The sequence below is a fragment of the Sulfurimonas sp. genome, assembly GCF_050296975.1.
GTDB lineage: Bacteria > Campylobacterota > Campylobacteria > Campylobacterales > Sulfurimonadaceae > Sulfurimonas.
This window is the reverse complement of sequence record NZ_JBNKRX010000012.1, coordinates 163465-182633: the sequence shown is the minus strand read 5'-3', so window position 1 is coordinate 182633 and position 19169 is coordinate 163465. Positions and strand designations below refer to the sequence as shown.

The window sequence follows — 19169 nt, the reverse complement described above, 5'->3', positions numbered from 1 at the left end:
ACAACACATTCAAGTGTTCAGTATAATTACAAGCTCTATATGGCAACGCCATTTTATGTTAGCAAATGTTAATCATAGTGTTCAACTAGTGACAAGTGATTTGCTTGTAAGTATTCTATTATGTCTATACGAGTATAATTGTGTAAAAAATCAAGGAGTTTTTTGTGAAAAATATCTATCTTTTAGCTTCTATACTTGGGTTTGTATTACCCTATGCACTCTTTTTATCTTGGTTGTCAGAACATGGTTTTGATATAGCACTTTTTTTTGATGAGATTTTTAGCTCAAAACTCTCCTTGTTTGCTTGGGCTGATGTTTTTATCTCCGCACTTGTACTTATAGCATTCATCATTTATGATGGCAAACGTCTTAGTATGCAAAAGTTGTGGTTACCTATAGTTGCAACATTGAGCGTTGGTGTTTCATTTGGTTTACCACTTTTTTTATATATGAAAGAGATTCATACTTCAAAAATATAAAAAGCAGTTTTGGCGTAGTTTTGCTTCACTAAAAGGGCTAGAATTTTCTAATACCAACTGCAACTAACTAGACATACGCAAAATAAAAAAGAGCTTATTAGCTACGAGGCAGATTATTACAGGAGCTACTAGTAGCTTCAAAATAATCTAACGAAGCTAGATGATGAGCTATTTTTTACCCTTTGGGCGTTCCTCGTGTATTGTAGTGCTGCGTTAAAACAACTTGAAGCTACCAGTAGCTCCTGTGTTATTTTGCCTTGCTCTACAACACACGATGAACGTTTTTCGTATGTCTAGTTAGTTGCAGTTGGTATAATATTTGCGAGGTAGTTATGAAAAATTTTAATCAACAAATCATAGACAAAGTGCTTGAGAAGATTGAGAATGAGCTAGATTTTATCACTGTAGATGAGGTTATAGAGTACTCTGGATTTTCTTACTTTCATTTTCATCGTCTTTTTTGTGCATATGTGGGGGAAAATCTCAAAACATACATCAAACGTATCCGTTTAGAAAAAGCTGCATACAGGTTAAACTACTTTCACCAAAACATTACAAATGTTGCTATAGAAGCTGGGTATCATACCCCATCAGCTTTTAACAAGGCATTTAAAGAGATGTTTGGCACAACTCCTAGCAAATATAAAAAAATACCATTGCCATTAAAGGAGTTTGTTATGATAGAGCCAATCAGAGTAGAGACAATGAGTCCTATAGAGGTGTACAGTGTAAGACATGTCGGAGATTATATGAAAGTGGGTGATGCTTATGAAAAAATCATGGGATTTTTATATACTCAAAAAATTAAGTTCAAAAAAAACGTGATGGGCAAAGAGGCTTTTACTTATATGGTTTCGTATGATGATCCAAATGTCACCGATAAAGATAAACTAAGAAGTGATATTTGTGTAAGTGCTACAGATGAATTGGAGTTACCAGAGGGGATAAAACGCCAACAAATAGAGGGTGGAAAATACGCAGTGTTTTTACATAAAGGGGAGTATACAAAACTAAAAGATACCTATGATGCAATCTTCAATGGTTGGGTAAAAACCAATGACATACAACTGCGTGATGTACCAGCCTTTGAGAAGTATCTCAACCGTGACCCAAGACGCACAAAACCGCAAAACTTAAAGACAGAGATTTATATACCCATAAAATGATTTCATATAGATTTTCATTGTAAATCGAGTTATAATCAAATAAAAAAATCAGGTTTACAATGAAATGGATATATGAATGTGAAAATGTTGACTGGGATGCACTTTCAGAGCTTTACAAAATAGCCCCACTTGGAAATAAAGACCCACAAGATTTAAAAACAGTTTTCACAAATAGCAGATACAAATGTTTTGTGTATGATGATGACAAACTCATAGGTGTTGGTCGAGCACTAGCTGATGGTGTTGATGTCTCCTACCTAGCCGACGTAGCGATCCACCCTGAGTACCAAGGACAAGGAATCGGCAAAGCGATCGTAAAAAAACTGGTAGAGTTCTCCCAAGATCATAAAAAGATCATCCTTTACGCGAGTATAGGCAAAGAGCCATTTTATGCAAAACTAGGGTTCGATAAAATGAACACGGCAATGGCGATTTTTAAAAACCGTGAGAAAGTTTTGGAGTGGGGGTTTGTTAGTGAGATAAAATAGTTTTTAGATATAATTTATTTAAAAATATTATGGAACAAAAATGAATACTATTCAAGATGTTAAATTATTTAAAAAGTTAAAAAAGAAAGATAAAGAATTTGCTTCTAAAGTTTTAGAAATATCAAACATTATTGAAGAGTTAATCAACAAAAAAACTACAATTAATTTTCCTAATTATACGAACCATGACATAAAACATTCAATTAATATTATGGATACTATGTATGAATTGATACAACAAAATATTGATGATTTTAATCAGTTAGAATTAGCATTGATGATTTATGCAGCATTATTTCATGATATCGGAATGTCTCTTGCTGATGAAGAAATTTCAAAAATCAAAAATAACACATCTAAATATTTATATGGACAAAGTTTTGATCTTATAAAGAAAAATAGTGCTTCTGAAGAATTTGCCTTACAAGAAGTTATTCGATTGCAACATGGAAAAATTGCAAATGATTTGATTAATAATGTGTATAACGAATATTTTCAATTACCAAACACTTCAATATCTTTTGCAAAAGATTTAGGACTGATTTGTCAAAGTCATACAGAATCAGAAACATATTTAAGCCAATTACACATTGATAGTTTAAAGGGAGATTATCCCTATAACCCTCAATTTATAGCTATTTTACTACGTGTAGCAGATATATTAGATATTGATGCTACTAGAACACCTTTTGAATTGTATAAAAGTCTAAATTTGAATGAATATAGTAATGAAGAGTGGTTAAAAAATTTATCTGTAGAAAATACAAAGAAAATTTTTAAACGTAATAATAAAAAGTTTGTAAGACTTGATGGCAGTGTAAAAGATATAAAAGTACATCGAAAACTTTTAAACTATGTTCAATGGATTGAAAATGAACTAACTATTGCCGTTGAAAAAACATCTGATATGAAAAAGAAATATCTTTTAGATTTAAATACTAAAGTTCAAAATAATATTAAACCTATTGGATATACAGTTCCTGATTTAAAGTTAAATATGGATTATCAAGCGATAACAAGTTTACTTATGGGTGAATCAGTATATGGTAAAAAATCATTAGGCTTAAGAGAACTACTTCAAAATTCTATAGATGCTTGTATGGTAAAAAAAGAAAAGTTAAGTAATGAGTATAAACCTACAATTGATATAAATATATTAAAAGACAAAAACCAATTTATTGTAAAAGATAATGGTATGGGTATGAATGAAAATATTATCAAAAAATATTTTCTAAATATAGGAAAATCTTACTATAAATCACCAGATTTTTTAAACTATGAACACTCATATAAACCTATTGGTAATTTTGGTATAGGCTTTTTATCTTGCTTCATGCTATCAGAAAATGTACAAGTTGTTACAAAATACTTAAATGACAAATATAAATACACTATTGACTTAGAACAAAACAGTGAATATATCTCTTTTATAGAAGATGAGAATTATGAGAATGATTCAGGAACAGAAATCATTCTCAACTATCAAACAGTACTAAATGCTATGGATTTCATAGAAGATGATTTAGAAGAGTTATTATCAGCATTTATAACAGAGAATATTTTATTAGAAGATTTTGATATTAAAATAAATAGTATCAGTATTGAATCAGATAACGAAATAAAAAAAAGTGAATATATTATAGATGTTAATAAATATGCTAAAAATCTATTTGGTACTATACACTTAAATAAACATGAATACTTTAAATCTTTTGACACTAAATACGATAATATCAATTCGATATTATATTTTAATGGAGATAATTTAATTAAATTAAAGGACATTAAAGAACTTGATTTAGATGATATTAGCATAAATAATCAAATTCAATATTGTAAAGTTCCTATCCTAAATTTTTCAGCTAATGAAAAATACAATACTCTTTCACAGACATTTTATTTAGATGAGCATGAAGCTTTTAATAGTTTAAAAGATGATATTAAAGGATATGTATATATATTTTTAAAAAATGATTTTATCTATGAAGAAGTTTATCAGGGTGTATCATCTACTGATTACGCTTTAGAAGTTTTTGGTAATAATAATGATTTAAGCCTTTATATAAATGACATAAGAAGTAAAGCAAATGTTTATCAAAAATATTATACTCCTGTATATATTATTGAAAATGTAAACTTATTGCATAAAGATATAAATTCTATTTTATTTTTTAGTAATGACAATTATATTTCTAATAAAGAAATATATATAAAGAATATAAAAACTAACACACATTTCACAAAACAACAAAAAGTTGACTTTATTTATATATCTAATCTATGTTTAAATATAAAAGATAATAAAATAATTCATGAGTATGCTTTAAAAAACTTTGATTTAACATCAGATGAAAAAATTTTACTAAAAGAATTTATAGACACGTATTATAGTGAAGATAGTATTTTATTAAATAGGTAAATAATGTACAAAACAAAATTCTGTAAAGTAAATTATATAGAAAATCAAAACGCCGTTTTATGTAAGTGGTTACAGTTTTGCAAAGGTAATTACTATAGAGAACCTTTGGAGTTTGGACTAAAATTGTTACAAGAGACAAATGCAACAACATGGATCACCGACACCACAAACGGCTTTGAAAATGAAGCAGAAGATACACAGTGGCTTATAGGGGAGCTTTTGCCAAGGGTGTTGCAAACCAACTGTAAAAAGATAGTGTTTATCATGGAGCAAGACAGTCCACTACAAGCAGAGATCGACGCTCAGGCAGTTGGTTTGAGAGAGCATTTTGAAGTGGAAATTCGCTACAAATAAATATTACAAAATGCCATATTTTTCAATGTAAATAACTTCTTTTGCTAGTATAGTTCAGATAAATGCTAGGAACTGACAATGGCAAATGAACACAACAAATTGGGTACAGTTATATATAACGATGGAGAGTTGGAGTTAAATATTTCAGTAAAAAATGAAACTATTTGGCTAACACAAGCACAGTTGAGTGATATTTTTGAAAAAGATCAAAGTGTTATCAGTAGGCATATAAATAATATTTTTAAAGATAATGAGGTAGATGAAAAAAGCAATATGCAAAAAATGCATATTGCAAATTCTGATAAACCTGTAAGTTTTTATAGCTTAGATATTGTCTTAGCAGTAGGATATAGAACAAACTCACCAAAAGCGATTAGGTTTAGACAATGGGCTACCAATATACTTAAAAATTACATCCAAAATGGCTATGTGATAAACTCTGAAAAGATTACACATCAAAGATTTAAAGAGCTTGAAAATGATGTGTCACTTTTAAAATCACAAGTAGAGAATATCTCAAAAGGCTTAGAAAATACTACTTTGCAATCTAAAAATGGAATATTTTACGACGGGCAGATTTATGATGCGTATGCTTTTGTCAATGATCTACTCAAAGGCGCAAAAAGTGAAGTGGTATTGATAGATAACTATATAGACGACACAGTTTTTACACTCTTTAGTAAGTATCCTGAGGTAAAGATAAAAATTTATACTCAGACTATCTCAAAACAGTTACAGTTAGATTTTCAAAAATACAAGCTACAATATAAAAATATTGAACTTCAAGAGTTCAAAAAAGCTCACGATAGATTTTTGATACTTGATCAAAAAGAGGTCTATCACATCGGAGCGAGTTTGAAAGATTTGGGCAAAAAGTGGTTTGCATTTTCAAAGTTTGAGATGGAGGCTTTGGAAGTTTTAGAAAGGTTGAAATGAAACAGCTTGATATAAAAAAATATACACCATCACTAAAACTTCAAAACTGCATAGATGCTTATTGGAGTGTAAAAAATATCTATACAAAAGATGTGCAGATACCTATCGTGCCTGATGGATGTATGGATATCATCTATCAAGATGGAAAAATACTTTGCATTGGGGCTATGAGTGAAGCGTTCATAGTGAGTGCAAAACCAAGGGAGTATACTTTTGGTATACGCTTTAAACCATCAGTTTTACCGCAGCTTTTAAAGATAAACGCAAGTGAATTTACAGATAAAAAAGTGTTTTTGCAAGAGCTATCTTTGGAGCTTTTTAGTTGGCTTGATTTTCAAGAGTTAGATGAACAAAAAAAAGTTTTAAAACTAAATGACATATTTGAAAAAGAGTTTGAAAACATAGAGCTAAATCAAAGCATCACCAAAGCGATAGAGTTTATAGTTGACTTTCAAGGAAATATTCAAGTAAGTAAGCTTCAAGAACAGCTCCACCTTAGCAGTAGACAGATTGAGAGACTGTTTCAAAACTATGTAGGATATTCGGCTAAAAAGTTTTGTAATATTGTAAGGTTTTTTACTCTTTTTAAAGAGCTTATACAAGATAAAAAAGAGCTTTCACTTAAAGCATATGATTATGGATATTGTGACCAAGCCCATCTCAATAAAGAGTTTAAAAAATTTTCCAACTTTACACCAACTCATGAGATAATGTCGGTTTTTTACAATACAAAAAATTAGATTTATTTTATACTTGCTCAAAAATTAAAGGATGAATGATGAAAACATTGGTACCAAATATGGCAGTAAAAAGCATAAACGAAACAGTGAGATACTATAAAGAGCATTTTGGGTTTGAGTTACAAATGGCAGTAGATGCACAAAAAGATGGCTTTGATACAGAGTTACAAGAGGGCAAAGAGTATATCTGGGCGATGATTATTAATGATGGAGTTTCTTTGATGCTACAAAGTGTTGAGAGTTTACAAGAAGATGTAGGAGTATTTTTTGACAACATAGGAGCATCACTAACCTTTTATGTGGACGTAGAAGATGCAGATAGTTTGTACAAACAGCTACAAAATAAAGTGGAGATATATAAAGAGATACACACAACTTGGTATGGACAAAGAGAGTTTTATGTTAAAGATATTAATGGGTATATTTTGGGGTTTGCTTCAAGAGTTTAAAAAAATGATATGATAAATTTTTAAACTATATAGGGGTATGCAATGCAATTAAAAATGTACCAGATCGATGCTTTTGCAAAAAATGTTTTTGAAGGAAACTCCGCAGCAGTTGTTTCTTTAGAGAGTTGGTTAGATGATGAACTGATGCAGAAAATTGCAATGGAAAATAATCTTTCAGAAACAGTGTTTTTTGTTAAAGAGGGTGGACATTATCATATACGTTGGTTTACACCTTTGGCTGAGGTAGATATGTGCGGACATGCAACATTAGCTAGTGCTTATGTGCTTTTTGAGTTATTAGGTTTTAGTGGAGATACCGTAGTATTTGATTCTAAAAGTGGATTATTACGAGTACAAAAAGAGCATGACAAATATGTTATGGATTTTCCAGCTCAAAAGTTAGAAGAATGTGAAATACCAAAAGAGTTACAAGAAGCGTTTAGTACTCCGATCAAAGAGTGTTATCAAGCGATGGATTATCTTGTTGTTTTTGAAAATGAAAACGAAATTGCAAATGCAAAACCTATTTTAGAAAAGTTGAAAAACATTGATGCACGTGGTGTAATCATCACTGCGAAAAGTGAAACATACGACTTTGTGTGTAGGTTTTTTGCTCCAAAGTATGGCATAGACGAAGACCCTGTAACTGGTTCGGCATTTACACAGTTAGTTCCTTATTGGAATGAAACACTGGGCAAAAACAGTTTTGAAGCCAAACAAATTTCCAAACGTGGCGGAGAGGTTTTTTGCACACTCAAAGGTGATCGGGTAACTATTGCTGGGTCTGGTGTGAAGTTTTTTGAAGCTGTTATAGAGATATAAGGAGACACAATGATTTTAGATTTTGCAACAATGGATGAAACACAAAGATACAAAACAATGAGCAATACAATCTTTCCTCGTCCAATCGCTTGGATAACAACGGAAGATGAAGATATTGTGAATTTAGCTCCTTTTAGTTACTTTACACCGCTTAGCTCAAAACCACCTTTGGTAATTGTTTCCATAGGTCACAAAGAAAATGGCGAACCTAAAGATACATTAGCAAACATACTAAAAAACAAAGTATGCACGATAAACTTTGCACACAAGGAACTTTTAGATGATCTTAAAAATTCGGCTGAGGCTTTGCCAAAGGAGGTGAGTGAGTGTGAGCATTTTGATATAGAGACTAAAAAAGTGTTAGAGGGTTTCCCACCAATGGTTGCAGATGCCAAATGTGCACTTTTTTGTGAGTTTGTAAAGACAGTAGATGTTGGAAGTAGATTTGAGCCTGTTATTTTAGAAGTCAAACGGATGTATATCGACAATCAAAATGTAGATGAAAAAGGGCATATCCATTTAGAAAATATTGGACGAGTTGGGATTGAGTATTTGGTTGATAGTATACGAGTGAAATAGTTTTATTTTATAATTTATGCTATAATGGTTTAAAAATAAACTGTAATATAGTAAATATAGATATAAAAGTTTATATTTAAACTATTGAGGTGTATGAATGAATGAGTTTAGCACAACAAATGAGATACTTTTAGAGTTTGCAACAAAGATCAAAAACGAAAGATTAAAACGTAATATTACCCAAGAGGAGATGGCTGCAAAAGTTGGAGTCTCTTTATCGACGTATAAAATCTTTGAAAAAAGTGGCAAAGGGAGTTTTGAACATTTTATAAATATACTAAAAGCTTTTGGGAAAATTTCAGAGTTAAACAATCTTTTTGTACAGAGCGATTTTTCTCCAAAAGAAAAGGCACTTGGAGATACTGAGAAAAAAACAAAGCGACAAAGAGCTTCTTCCCAAATGCATAAGATAGAAACTACTGAAAATACAGAGCATGAAGTCCAAACACTTAGTTCGTTGATAGAGCAAATAAAGGCGAAAAATGAAAGTAAGCACTGATTCGCTCATAGTCAAACTCTATGACAAAACAGTTGGCTATCTTTCGTTAGATCAGAAGCATAATGTTTACTTTGAATACGAAGAGACATTTAAAAAAACAGCTTTAGAGATATCGCCCATAAAACTGCCTCTTGCTACAACTTCAATCTATACAAATAATGACGATAGATTTTTTGAAGGTTTAGCTGGGGTGTTCTTTGACTCCCTGCCAGATAGATTTGGAAATGAAGTTATCAAACGTTACTATGCACAAAAGGGGATTAACGAGTATCAACTAAATCCTATCCAAAAACTAGCCTACATCGGTCAAAGCGGGATGGGTGCTTTGGAGTACATCCCAAGTGAGCCAACTCCATTTTTAAAAGAGTCTTTGGAGATAAAATCTTTAGTAGATGATGCAAGAGCGATCATTCAAGGGGATATCTCAGTGGCTATTCCTGAGCTTATATCTTCTGGTGGAAGTGCTGGAGGGGCTAGAGCTAAAGCGGTTATACAGTGGAACAAAAAGACAAATAGTGTAATTTCTGGAAGATTAGCACACAAAGAGGGGTTTGAAGAGTACATCATCAAGTTCGATGGGGTAGGCAAAGAGTATGTTCCAGCAGAGTATGGCAAAGTGGAGTATATCTACATGAAAATAGCCAAAGAGTTAGGGCTTAATGTTGCGGATGTTTCTATATTTCACGAGAGAGATTTTAGTCATCTTCTCATTAAACATTTTGATCGTAAAGGGGATAAAAAAATTCATATGCACTCATTGTGTGGTTTGACACACTCAAACTTTAACATCCCTGGAAGTTACTCTTATGAGGAGTATTTACGGGTTGTGGAGTACTTAACAAAAGATAAAACACAACTGCAAAACGCTTTTGTTCATATGCTTTACAATGTCATCACGTGCAACCAAGATGATCATACAAAGAACTTTAGTTTTTTGATGGATGAGATGGGGATATGGAGATGTGCACCTTTGTATGACATCACTTACAACAAAGGAAATGACTACACGGCACACCACCAACTAAGTATAAATGGCAAACGAGACAACTTTACCCTAGAAGATATAAAAAGTGTATCGCGTATGTTTTCCATAGCAACTGATGCAGAGGTAGAAGAGCTAGTGAAACAGATGAAGCAGTATTTTATAACGAGTTTTGCAGAGGAAGCAAAAAAGCTTGATATCTCGCAAAACAAGATAGATAAAGTACTTCAAAACAGTAGGTTTTAGATGCAATTAGAGACAATAAAATCCTTGGTAGGGCAAAGCATCACCAAAGAGCAACTTGCATTTGTTGATTGTTACGTACATGAGTGGTTTGCTATGTTTTTGCCTATTGGGGGTAATTGTGGTTATGCCATAACCCCTGAACATTCCCATCCTGCTTATATGTTTGTATTGCCATATGATAGTGAAAGTGAGGTGTATATAGGAGATAAAAAACTCCAAACTAAGCCAGATACGATCATGGCAATTTCGCCTAATATTTTGCATCATGAAGTACAAAACTATCTACCTCCAAAATATTGTGCCATATGTATAGAAAAAAATGCGTTTGAAACTGTTTTGCTTGAGTATAGTGACGTAGTGGAGGTTTTTGAAGCAGAGGTTTATGAGATTAAAAATACAAAACTTGATATGTTGGTTAAAGAGTTTATTTTAGAATCACAAAACACCCATAAATCTAAGCACAATATTTTAGAATATCTTTCAAAACTTATAACCTATGAGATTGTAAGAGTAGTGTGCAAAGAGCAAAATGATGATTTTCACATGCCTCAAAACCAACGCATCAATGAAGCAGTAAAATTTATAAATGCACACTATGAAAAAGCACTCTCTTTGGAGGAGATTGCAAAGAGTGCAGGGTTGTCAAAAAGCCATTTTACAAAACTTTTTACGCAGACTATGAAAATTACTCCTACGGCTTATTTACAACATATACGGTTGCAAAATAGTAAAAAGATGCTTTTAAGTGCACAACTAAGTGTAACGCAAGTATCACGCCAATGTGGGTTTAACTCCCCTGCCTACTTTACAAAGATATTTAAAACAACTTATGGTGAGACACCAAAAGCGTTTATGAAACGGGTAAAAAAGTAAGATTTTTATATTTTTCAAGAGGATATTTATAGTTTTTAACGCATGAGTTTTTATATCATAACGCAAAATAAGGAGACGTTATGGAATATAAAGATATTTTGGAGTTTATAGGGATGCAACCAGTATGTACACTTGCATCTTGCGATGGACAAAGGGCACAGGTTCGAGGGTTTTTAACCAATATCATAGAGGATAAGATTTATTTCACAACCTCGGCAAATAAAAATGTTGGCAAACAGCTTTTAAAAAATCAAGCAGTGCAGTTATGTTATCTAGCCCACGATTTTTCAAAAATGTTACGCATCAGCACAACTATTAAAATTTTAGATGATAAAAAGATAAAACAACATCTCATCGATACACGTGAGTATCTCAAAGATTTTAGTGTAGATGATGAGGAGTTTTTGCTTTTAGGTTTGAGTGATTCAAAGGCTACTTTTTGGACGTTAGCAGATAACTTGCATGAAGATGATCTTGAGGTAGTATATTTTTAAGTTTAAAAAAGATACAATTTGCCAAACAACCGTTTGGGAAAAATATGGCTATTAAAAAAACATCGCGTCAAGAGATATTGCAAGAAGCGATAAAACTCTTTAAAATTCGTGGCTATTACAACACCTCTATGGCAAATATTGCAGATGCGTGTGGGCTTATAAAAGGGAGTATTTACCACCATTTTAAGAGTAAAGATGAGATTGGGTTAGAGTCTTTGAAGTATATCCATGACTATTTTTGTGAGCATATTTTTTCTCTTGCTGTTCGATCAGATCTTAGCAATGTGCAAAAAATCAAACTTTTTGTACAAAAAACGGACGATTATTTTTTACATAGTGAGGGTGGTTGTTTACTTGGAAATTTAGCCCTAGAAGTTTCTCACGAGAACTTGGCTTTTAAAGAGGAAATAAAAGCTTACTTTAGTGCTTGGGAAGATGCTTTGGCAAAGATATTTGGCGCAAAGTACACAGACAAAGAAGCACATGAACTTGCACAAGAGTATGTAGCACTTACACAAGGTGCGATAATGATGATGAATCTTTATGGGTCTTCGGAAAATTATCTAAAAGTTGGTGAAAAAATTATCTCTTTAATAGAGTAATTTTTTTTATTTGAATTAATCAAACAATCGTTTGGTTGAATAAGGAGAAAAGATGCAAATAGAACAAAAAAAACCGCTACCGCCATTTGATCTTGAAAGTGCGACACAAAAGGTAAAAATGGCAGAAAATGCTTGGAACTCAAAAGATGCTAAAAAAATAGCGATGGCGTATACACAAGAGAGTGCTTGGAGAAATAGAAATCTCTTTATAAATGGCAGAGCAGAGATTATAAGCTTTTTGGAGGAGAAGTTTGCCAAAGAGTTAGAGTATAAACTCTGTAAAGAGTTGTGGGCATTTAGCGAAAATAAAATCGCTGTGCGTTTTGCGTATGAGTGGCACAATGACAAAGGAGAGTGGTTTAGAAGTTATGGGAATGAAAATTGGGAGTTTGATTCAAACGGACTCATGCAAAAACGTTATGCAAGTATTAATGATGTTGCTATTAAAGGCAGTGAAAGACTCTTTTTATGGGAAGAAGATAACATTCGACCAGATGATTATCCTTCATTAAGTACTATGGGATTATAAAATATAACTCTTGACAATAGACTTCGATTTATAATATACTTTGTAAAACAAAGTACTTTGCAAAGGAAAATTAATGAGTGAAAAAAACGAAGCATTACAGTATTTAAAGGATATAAAGTCAGCTTTACTAGATAAAGACTCTTTTTTCCCTTATAACTATAATGCGCTTATAGTGTGGGGGATTATAGGCTCCATTATGACATTTGTAATGCCGGGTTTAATAAAAAGTTCCATTCTTTATGGAACGATTTTCTCAGTTGTTATGATGGGTATCGGTTTTATGACAGAGAGGGTATTGATAAAAAAAGTCAATGCCGACTATGACATAGAGAGTTGTACTAAAAAACAGAAATTTATCTCCAAAATGTACTTTTTTTTGACATTGTTTGCAGTTACACTCTCTGCTTTGTTTGCAAAGTATGACTTGATAATCCCATTGTTTGCTCTATGGCTGTTTTTATGTGGATTTGGCGATTATGCGGTAGGATATATCTTAAATATACGCATATTTTCAATAGTTTCTAACATCGCTATGGGGACATCAATATTGTTAGTGATAGCAATGATTTTTAGCTCTGATTTATCTGATCTTACTTCACCACTATTTTATATCTCTGAGTTTGCAAGTTTCTTGCTACTTGGTATTGCACCTATAGTAATCGCAATGAAACTAAAAAGGGAAGAGTAGTGTTTGACCAGCTATTGCATCAAACAGTAAGATCAAAACTTATCTCATTGCTTATCTCAAATGATGAGCTGCCTTTTCGTGCGCTAAAAGAGATGTTAGATGTGACTGATGGTAATCTAGCGTCACATTTGGCAAAACTTGAAGAGGCTGAGTATGTAAAAATAGAGAAAAGTTTTGAGGGCAAACGCCCAAAAACTGTTGTGCATATAACTGACATAGGAAAAGCAGCTTTTAAAAACTACATTGAAGAGCTGAAAAAATTTATTGAGGAGAATTAAATGAAAAAACTACTACCACTATCACTGCTTATAGCTTCAAGTTTGATGGCACTAAGCAATCTTGAGATAGCCAAAAAGGCTGATGAAACTACTAACGGATTTGTAAGCTCCATAGCACATACACAGATGACACTTATAAATGCAAGTGGACAAAAGAGTGTACGAGAGTTAAATATGAAATCACTTGAAGGTAAAGATGCCGATAAAACTTTATCGGTGTTTTTATCTCCTGCAGATGTAAAGGGAACGAAGGTTTTAACGTATGAGCATGTCGATAGCGATGACGATCAGTGGCTTTATCTTCCAGCGTTAAAGAGGGTAAAAAGAATTGCAAGCAGTAATAAGTCAGGTTCTTTTATGGGCAGTGAGTTCTCGTATGAGGATATTGGAAATCAAAACTATAAAAAGTACAGTTACAGTGGTGAGCCACAGATAGAAGTACTTAATGGCATAGAGTGTTACAAAGGTGAGAGGATACCAAAAGATGAGAACTCAGGGTATACAAAACAGGTAAGCTGGGTAGATACAAAAGATTTTTTAATCCAAAGAGTAGACTATTACGATCGCAAAAGTGAACTTTTAAAGACAGCTATTTTTTCTGGCTATAAAAAGATAGATGGTGTATGGCGTGTTGGAAAGATAGAGATGAAAAACTATCAAAATGATAAAGGGACTATTTTAATTTGGCTTGAAGATAAAATAAAAGCGGGTCTTAGTGAGCGAGACTTTGGAAAAAGAAGTCTTAAAGATTAATGAAAAAGTTTCTCTTAGTATCCCTCATTCCTATTGTTTTGAGTGCTTATGATTTTGAGTACAAAGGAAATATAGGCGTAGAAGCACAGTATTTCAACCATAATATGCAAAATAAAAGAGATAATGCTTTGGCTTTACGTCTTGAAGCGGAGTTGAAAACGAAGTTTGAAGATAGTGAAGTAGCACTTAAAGTGATAGGTTTGCTTGATAAAGATGATGAAAATCGTAGATTTATTGAGTTTAATGATCTCTATTATAAATACAATTTTCAAGACAGTGATATTTTAATAGGGCGAAATACAAGGTTTTGGGGGGCACTGGAGTTTTATAACATCACCGATGTTTTTAATGCCAAAAACATAGCAGACGACCCGTACGATTATGATAGTAAGCTTGGTGCATGGAACGTGGCTTATACAAAGTACTTTGGAAACTCAGAACTCTCGTTAATTGTAAAATTGTATGAAGAGAAACAGAAGATGCAAGATGCCAAATCGGTAAATAACTTTTTTCCAGTCCCATATAACGATACACTCAAAACGCAAAAAAGCAAGTCAAGACCATCTATATATCTTAAATATGGTGGTACTGGCGATGAGATTCAGATAGATTACGGCATCGTCTATGAAAACGGTTATGACTCGCAACGCTATATAACGTTTAACCAAGGAAGTCTGCAACAAAACGCTTATATAGTCAATAAGTTATTGGGGTACGCTACTTTAGTTTTAGGTGATACTATCTATAAAACAGAGGCTGCTTATGCTCTAAGTGATGATAAAACTGTATCAGATTATGGTGAGCTTGGAGTGGGGTTGGAGCATACATTGTATGGTTTCTGGGGAGATAGAGATTTAGGACTTTTAGCAGAGTATTACCGCTACGAAGCAAGAGATGATACAAAGTTAGGTGCAAAAGATTTTAGCTACTTTTTTCAAAATGATCTTTCATTTGGCTTTAGACTCTCAATGAATGATATATACAGTTCAGAACTTTTGGCTGGAATGGATATAGATTTTGACAACCAAGAGAAGATATATACGCTCAAATACGATACAAGAGTGTATGATAAGTATAAACTGCAGCTCTCATATCTGCATCTCTCACCTAGCGATGATTCTGCATTTGAAAAGTTAGATAGATTTAAATTCGAGTTTGGATACTACTTTTAAAGGATAAAGTTTGAAAAAATACGTTGATTTTTTACATAAGTTTAGATGGTTTATAGCTTTAGGTGTGCCGTTATTGGTACTGGCTTTGGCATCGAACTTGAAGTACCTAGAGATAGACGGCAGTTATCGCATCTGGTTTGGGGAGGAGTCAAAAACTCTTATAGACTATGACAACTTTAGAAAAATTTTCGGTAACGATGATGCGGTGGTAATCGCCTTTAAAGACGAGAACGGCATCTTTAACAAAAAAGCGCTGCAAAGTATAGACAACATCACAAAAGCGCTTTGGAAGATGAAGTATATCGCCAGAGTTGACTCTATCACAAACTATCAGTACGTTCACGCATCTAAAGAGAACCCCGATGATGTCATAGTCGAGGATTTTATCCAAGACATTCAGGACGCCGATGAGAACTATCTTAAAAACAGACGCGAGATAGCGGTAAATGACTCACTTATAGTTGATGGATTTATCTCGCGTGATGCAAAAACTACGATGATCTCTGCAAGGCTTGTGCCAAAAGTAAATGATGAGAGCGATAAAAGCGTTGAGATTATGAAACTGGTCAATGCGATCTTGGCGCCTGAAATAAAACGCACTGGGTATGACTATAAGTTACTCGGCGGTCCGGAACTTAATCAGTCGTTTATAGACATCGGAACGCAAGATGCCGCTACTTTTACTCCGCTTGTCATCATCGCTTCCATGATTTTACTTTTAGCTCTTTTTAGACGAGTCAGCGGCACATTTGTTCCTATAGGCGTTGTCGTATTTACATTTATGATAGTACTCTCGGTTCAGGTTTTACTTGGGTACAAACTAAATAACTTTACGGCAAATCTGCCTGTTTTTGTAGTCGCCATCGGTATAGCAGACGCAGTGCATATGTACATGACTTGGCTAATGTTTAAAAAAGAGGGTGTAGACAACAAAGAGGCGGTTTTACAGAGTTTGAAAAAAAACTTCCTTGCCGTGTTTTTAACTTCACTCACTACTGCTATTGGTTTTGCGACACTTGTAATCTCAAAAGTGATTCCTGTACTTACTCTTGGTATTGCAACATCAAGCGGGGCTATACTTGCATTTCTTATCTCGGTTGTTTGGGTACCTGCGGTTTTACTACTACTTAAAAAGAATATGAAAGCAGAAGTGATCGAAAAAGCGAGTGAACATAAATATATAGGTTATGGAGATTTTATACTCAAAAATAACAAAAAGATTATAGTTATTACTACGATTATTTTTGGGATTTTAGCTGTCGGTCTGTTTAAAGTTAAAGTTGATAGCAACACAATTCGCTACTTTGATAAAAATGTAGACATTAGAAAAGCTTCAGAATTTTTGATGCAAAACCTGACGGGTCCTATGGTGTATGAGATTGTAGTTGATAGTGGTAAAAAAGATGGCATCAAAGACCCAGAGTTTATGAAAACAGTAGAGAAGTTTTACCAAGATTACCAAAGCAAGTTTGTAAATGTAAGACACATGAGTTCACTTATGGATGTTGTTAAGCGGTTTAACTTAGTACTCAACTCAAAAGAGTCTATACCAAATAACCAAAACCTTATAGCACAATATCTATTGTTATACTCTCTTTCATTACCTCAAGGGATGGAGATAAGTGACAAAATGGATATAAACGAGCAAAAACTACGAATCAGTGCACAGGTAAATATTGTAGATACTTCACTTGATCTCAAAATGATAGATTATGCTTATGGTTGGTGGGCAAAAACACCTTACAAGGTAGAACTAGATGGTCAAGCTGTTATGTATGCGTATATGCAAAGAGATGTTACAGATACGCTTGTGTATTCACTTTCAATGGCTGTTGTTTTAGTATCGTTAGTCATGCTTCTTATCTTTAGACGTGTAAAGCTACTATGGATATTTATCTTACCAAACATCCTGCCTGTAATGCTGGTTGTTGGGCTTATGGGTTGGCTTGGAATCAACATTGACATTGGTGTAGCGATCTCTGGTGCTATCATCATCGGTGTGGCAGTCGATGATACGATTCACTTTTTGGTTAAGTACTTTGATGCTCGAAAAGCGGGGCATAGTTTGAGTGAGGCGTTTGATGATGTGCTTCATTTCGCGGGACGTGCTATCTTGTTTACGACATTGATTTTAAGCATCTCGTTTTCGCTTTTTGCCTTTAGTAGCTTTTCGCCAAACCAAAACTTTGGTATTGTTACAGCTTCGGCACTTTTACTTGCACTGGTAATAGACTTGCTACTGTTACCTGCATTGCTGACATTTGCAGACAGGGATGAAAAGTAGTTCTTAATTTAGAGGATAAACTCTTTGAGATACTCCTCTAAAATCTCAATGGTATCGAGAAAATCTTGCTCATCTCCACTCGCTTTGGCTGCTAAGATAGCACCCTCTAACACAGCGGAGATATAGAGGGCAAGTTTTTGTGTGTTACAAGGTTTAAACTCTTTGACCTCTACAGCTTTATCGAGTATATTTTTTATATTAGCCCTAAATTTTTCATACACTGTTTTCATAGTGAGATTAAAATCTTCATCTATGTTAGACATCTCTTGCACTATATTCGCAATTGGACAACCACGTTTAAAATCTCTTTTGGTAGTGTCTTTATAACCAGCAATAAGTGCATCTACAAAACCGTTTTGCAACTCCAAAATTTTGCCGTATCTCTCAAAAAATCTTGCATCCATTTTTTCGTTTATGGCAACTAAAGACATATCTTTTTTATTTTCAAAGTAGTGATACATTGAGCCTTTGTGTACACCTGCTTTTTTTAGTATCTCACTTAGAGCTGCCCCTTGGTAGCCGTTTGAGTAGATCTCTTCATAAGTTGCATCGATCAGTTTTTGTCTTGTATGTTCTTTCATTTTTGAATTATAACACAAACTACTTGACTAAGTGGTCAAATGGTGTTATACTTTTGTTGACTGTTTAGTCAACTAAATTAAAAAGGATAAATTATGGCTATTATAAAAACATACCAAAGAGATGAAGCACAAGGTGAACTAGCAGAGATTTATAAAGAGATTGTAGAGATTAGAGGCGATGTTATGAACTCTCATAAGATTTTTAGCTCAAGTCCAGAGCTACTGCGTCAACAACTAGAGTTTATAAAGTATTATGCAAATCATAAAACACTCTCTTTGCCACTTTTAGCAGCGATACGTGTGCTAGTGTCTACAAACCAAAAGTGTGATTTTTGTATAGATTTCAATACTGCGATGTTGGTAAATAAAGCTGGTTGGAGTTTAGATCAAGTGAATGCAATGCGTGAAGATGTTAGCCAAGCTAATTTAGCAGAAAATGAAAAAACCATGCTTATGTTTGTTATGAAAGCTGTAAAAAATTCTCTAAGCGTAGATGAAAACGATATGAACATATTACGCTCTTTTGGCTGGAGCGATCAAGATATACTCGATGCAACTTCCCATGCTACAAGAATGGTAGCGGTTGATTTGTTGTTTAACACTTTTAAAGTGGATAGTTATGAGTGAGAGTATTTTACAGGGAAGCTCCTCGTGTGTGATGAGTACACAAGAGTGGATACAAAAGGTAAAAGGTTGAGACCAAGATAAGACTATATTTTATGTATTATCTCCTTTTTATAAAAATATGTAAAAAGG

23 protein-coding genes are annotated in these 19169 nt (G+C 33.4%); 22 read left to right on the top strand and 1 reads right to left on the bottom strand.

From position 1 onward, the window contains the following. Positions 1 to 164 precede the first annotated feature (164 nt). The 21 genes from ACQY56_RS04510 (at position 165) to ACQY56_RS04410 (ending at position 17832) form a co-directional block, all read left to right on the top strand. Complete coding sequence (locus ACQY56_RS04510; protein WP_428739291.1) at positions 165 to 479, top strand: DUF2834 domain-containing protein; 315 nt, start codon at positions 165 to 167, stop codon at positions 477 to 479. 332 nt (positions 480 to 811) lie between these two features. Beyond that, complete coding sequence (locus tag ACQY56_RS04505) at positions 812 to 1645, top strand: AraC family transcriptional regulator (RefSeq protein ID WP_428739292.1); 834 nt, start codon at positions 812 to 814, stop codon at positions 1643 to 1645. Between the two features lie 59 nt (positions 1646 to 1704). Beyond that, positions 1705 to 2133, top strand: coding sequence for a GNAT family N-acetyltransferase (locus ACQY56_RS04500; RefSeq protein WP_428739293.1), 429 nt, complete (start codon positions 1705 to 1707; stop codon positions 2131 to 2133). A 40-nt stretch (positions 2134 to 2173) separates the two neighbouring features. Continuing rightward, entirely contained in the window at positions 2174 to 4552 is a 2379-nt protein-coding gene (locus tag ACQY56_RS04495) for an HD domain-containing protein (RefSeq protein WP_428739294.1), read from the top strand. Between the two features lie 3 nt (positions 4553 to 4555). Further along, entirely contained in the window at positions 4556 to 4906 is a 351-nt protein-coding gene (locus ACQY56_RS04490; protein WP_428739295.1) for a hypothetical protein, read from the top strand. Between the two features lie 78 nt (positions 4907 to 4984). Next, positions 4985 to 5842: a RhuM family protein gene (gene rhuM / locus ACQY56_RS04485; protein WP_428739296.1), complete on the top strand. Its 858-nt coding sequence runs from the start codon at positions 4985 to 4987 to the stop codon at positions 5840 to 5842. Continuing rightward, positions 5839 to 6582 (top strand): DUF6597 domain-containing transcriptional factor, encoded by a 744-nt coding sequence (locus tag ACQY56_RS04480; RefSeq protein WP_428739297.1) that lies wholly within the window; start codon positions 5839 to 5841, stop codon positions 6580 to 6582. The genes rhuM and ACQY56_RS04480 overlap by 4 nt, the downstream gene beginning before the upstream one ends. A gap of 38 nt (positions 6583 to 6620) precedes the next feature. After that, complete coding sequence (locus ACQY56_RS04475; RefSeq protein WP_428739298.1) at positions 6621 to 7031, top strand: VOC family protein; 411 nt, start codon at positions 6621 to 6623, stop codon at positions 7029 to 7031. A gap of 42 nt (positions 7032 to 7073) precedes the next feature. Continuing rightward, positions 7074 to 7853: a PhzF family phenazine biosynthesis protein gene (locus ACQY56_RS04470; RefSeq protein WP_428739299.1), complete on the top strand. Its 780-nt coding sequence runs from the start codon at positions 7074 to 7076 to the stop codon at positions 7851 to 7853. Positions 7854 to 7862: 9 nt separating this feature from the next. After that, the gene (locus ACQY56_RS04465; protein ID WP_428739300.1) at positions 7863 to 8432 is read left to right on the top strand and encodes a flavin reductase family protein; all 570 of its coding nucleotides are present in this window, start codon (positions 7863 to 7865) and stop codon (positions 8430 to 8432) included. A gap of 97 nt (positions 8433 to 8529) precedes the next feature. Next, positions 8530 to 8931 carry a helix-turn-helix domain-containing protein gene (locus tag ACQY56_RS04460; RefSeq protein WP_428739301.1) on the top strand — a complete coding sequence of 134 codons (402 nt, stop codon included), beginning with the start codon at positions 8530 to 8532 and terminating at the stop codon, positions 8929 to 8931. Beyond that, positions 8915 to 10159: a type II toxin-antitoxin system HipA family toxin gene (locus ACQY56_RS04455; RefSeq protein WP_428739302.1), complete on the top strand. Its 1245-nt coding sequence runs from the start codon at positions 8915 to 8917 to the stop codon at positions 10157 to 10159. Before ACQY56_RS04460 ends, ACQY56_RS04455 begins: the two co-directional genes overlap by 17 nt. Continuing rightward, complete coding sequence (locus ACQY56_RS04450) at positions 10160 to 11032, top strand: helix-turn-helix transcriptional regulator (protein ID WP_428739303.1); 873 nt, start codon at positions 10160 to 10162, stop codon at positions 11030 to 11032. 80 nt (positions 11033 to 11112) lie between these two features. Further along, positions 11113 to 11526 (top strand): pyridoxamine 5'-phosphate oxidase family protein, encoded by a 414-nt coding sequence (locus tag ACQY56_RS04445; RefSeq protein WP_428739304.1) that lies wholly within the window; start codon positions 11113 to 11115, stop codon positions 11524 to 11526. Between the two features lie 44 nt (positions 11527 to 11570). Continuing rightward, positions 11571 to 12128, top strand: a complete 558-nt coding sequence (locus ACQY56_RS04440; protein WP_428739305.1) for a TetR/AcrR family transcriptional regulator — start codon at positions 11571 to 11573, stop codon at positions 12126 to 12128. Positions 12129 to 12180: 52 nt separating this feature from the next. Beyond that, entirely contained in the window at positions 12181 to 12657 is a 477-nt protein-coding gene (locus ACQY56_RS04435; RefSeq protein WP_428739306.1) for a DUF1348 family protein, read from the top strand. Between the two features lie 73 nt (positions 12658 to 12730). After that, on the top strand, positions 12731 to 13345 hold the full coding sequence (locus ACQY56_RS04430) for a hypothetical protein (protein WP_428739307.1): 615 nt from the start codon (positions 12731 to 12733) through the stop codon (positions 13343 to 13345). Then, positions 13345 to 13623: a winged helix-turn-helix domain-containing protein gene (locus tag ACQY56_RS04425; protein ID WP_428739308.1), complete on the top strand. Its 279-nt coding sequence runs from the start codon at positions 13345 to 13347 to the stop codon at positions 13621 to 13623. Before ACQY56_RS04430 ends, ACQY56_RS04425 begins: the two co-directional genes overlap by 1 nt. Continuing rightward, complete coding sequence (locus ACQY56_RS04420) at positions 13624 to 14376, top strand: outer membrane lipoprotein-sorting protein (RefSeq protein WP_428739309.1); 753 nt, start codon at positions 13624 to 13626, stop codon at positions 14374 to 14376. It begins immediately after the preceding gene. Further along, the gene (locus tag ACQY56_RS04415; protein WP_428739310.1) at positions 14376 to 15548 is read left to right on the top strand and encodes a hypothetical protein; all 1173 of its coding nucleotides are present in this window, start codon (positions 14376 to 14378) and stop codon (positions 15546 to 15548) included. Before ACQY56_RS04420 ends, ACQY56_RS04415 begins: the two co-directional genes overlap by 1 nt. 10 nt (positions 15549 to 15558) lie before the next feature. Continuing rightward, entirely contained in the window at positions 15559 to 17832 is a 2274-nt protein-coding gene (locus ACQY56_RS04410; RefSeq protein ID WP_428739311.1) for an efflux RND transporter permease subunit, read from the top strand. Positions 17833 to 17840: 8 nt separating this feature from the next. Here ACQY56_RS04410 and ACQY56_RS04405 read toward each other — a convergent pair whose 3' ends face one another. Further along, positions 17841 to 18413, bottom strand: coding sequence for a TetR/AcrR family transcriptional regulator (locus tag ACQY56_RS04405; RefSeq protein ID WP_428739312.1), 573 nt, complete (start codon positions 18411 to 18413; stop codon positions 17841 to 17843). A gap of 93 nt (positions 18414 to 18506) precedes the next feature. Between ACQY56_RS04405 and ACQY56_RS04400 the strand changes: the two genes are divergently transcribed. Next, positions 18507 to 19040 carry a carboxymuconolactone decarboxylase family protein gene (locus ACQY56_RS04400; RefSeq protein ID WP_428739313.1) on the top strand — a complete coding sequence of 178 codons (534 nt, stop codon included), beginning with the start codon at positions 18507 to 18509 and terminating at the stop codon, positions 19038 to 19040. The last annotated feature ends 129 nt before the right edge of the window (positions 19041 to 19169 follow it).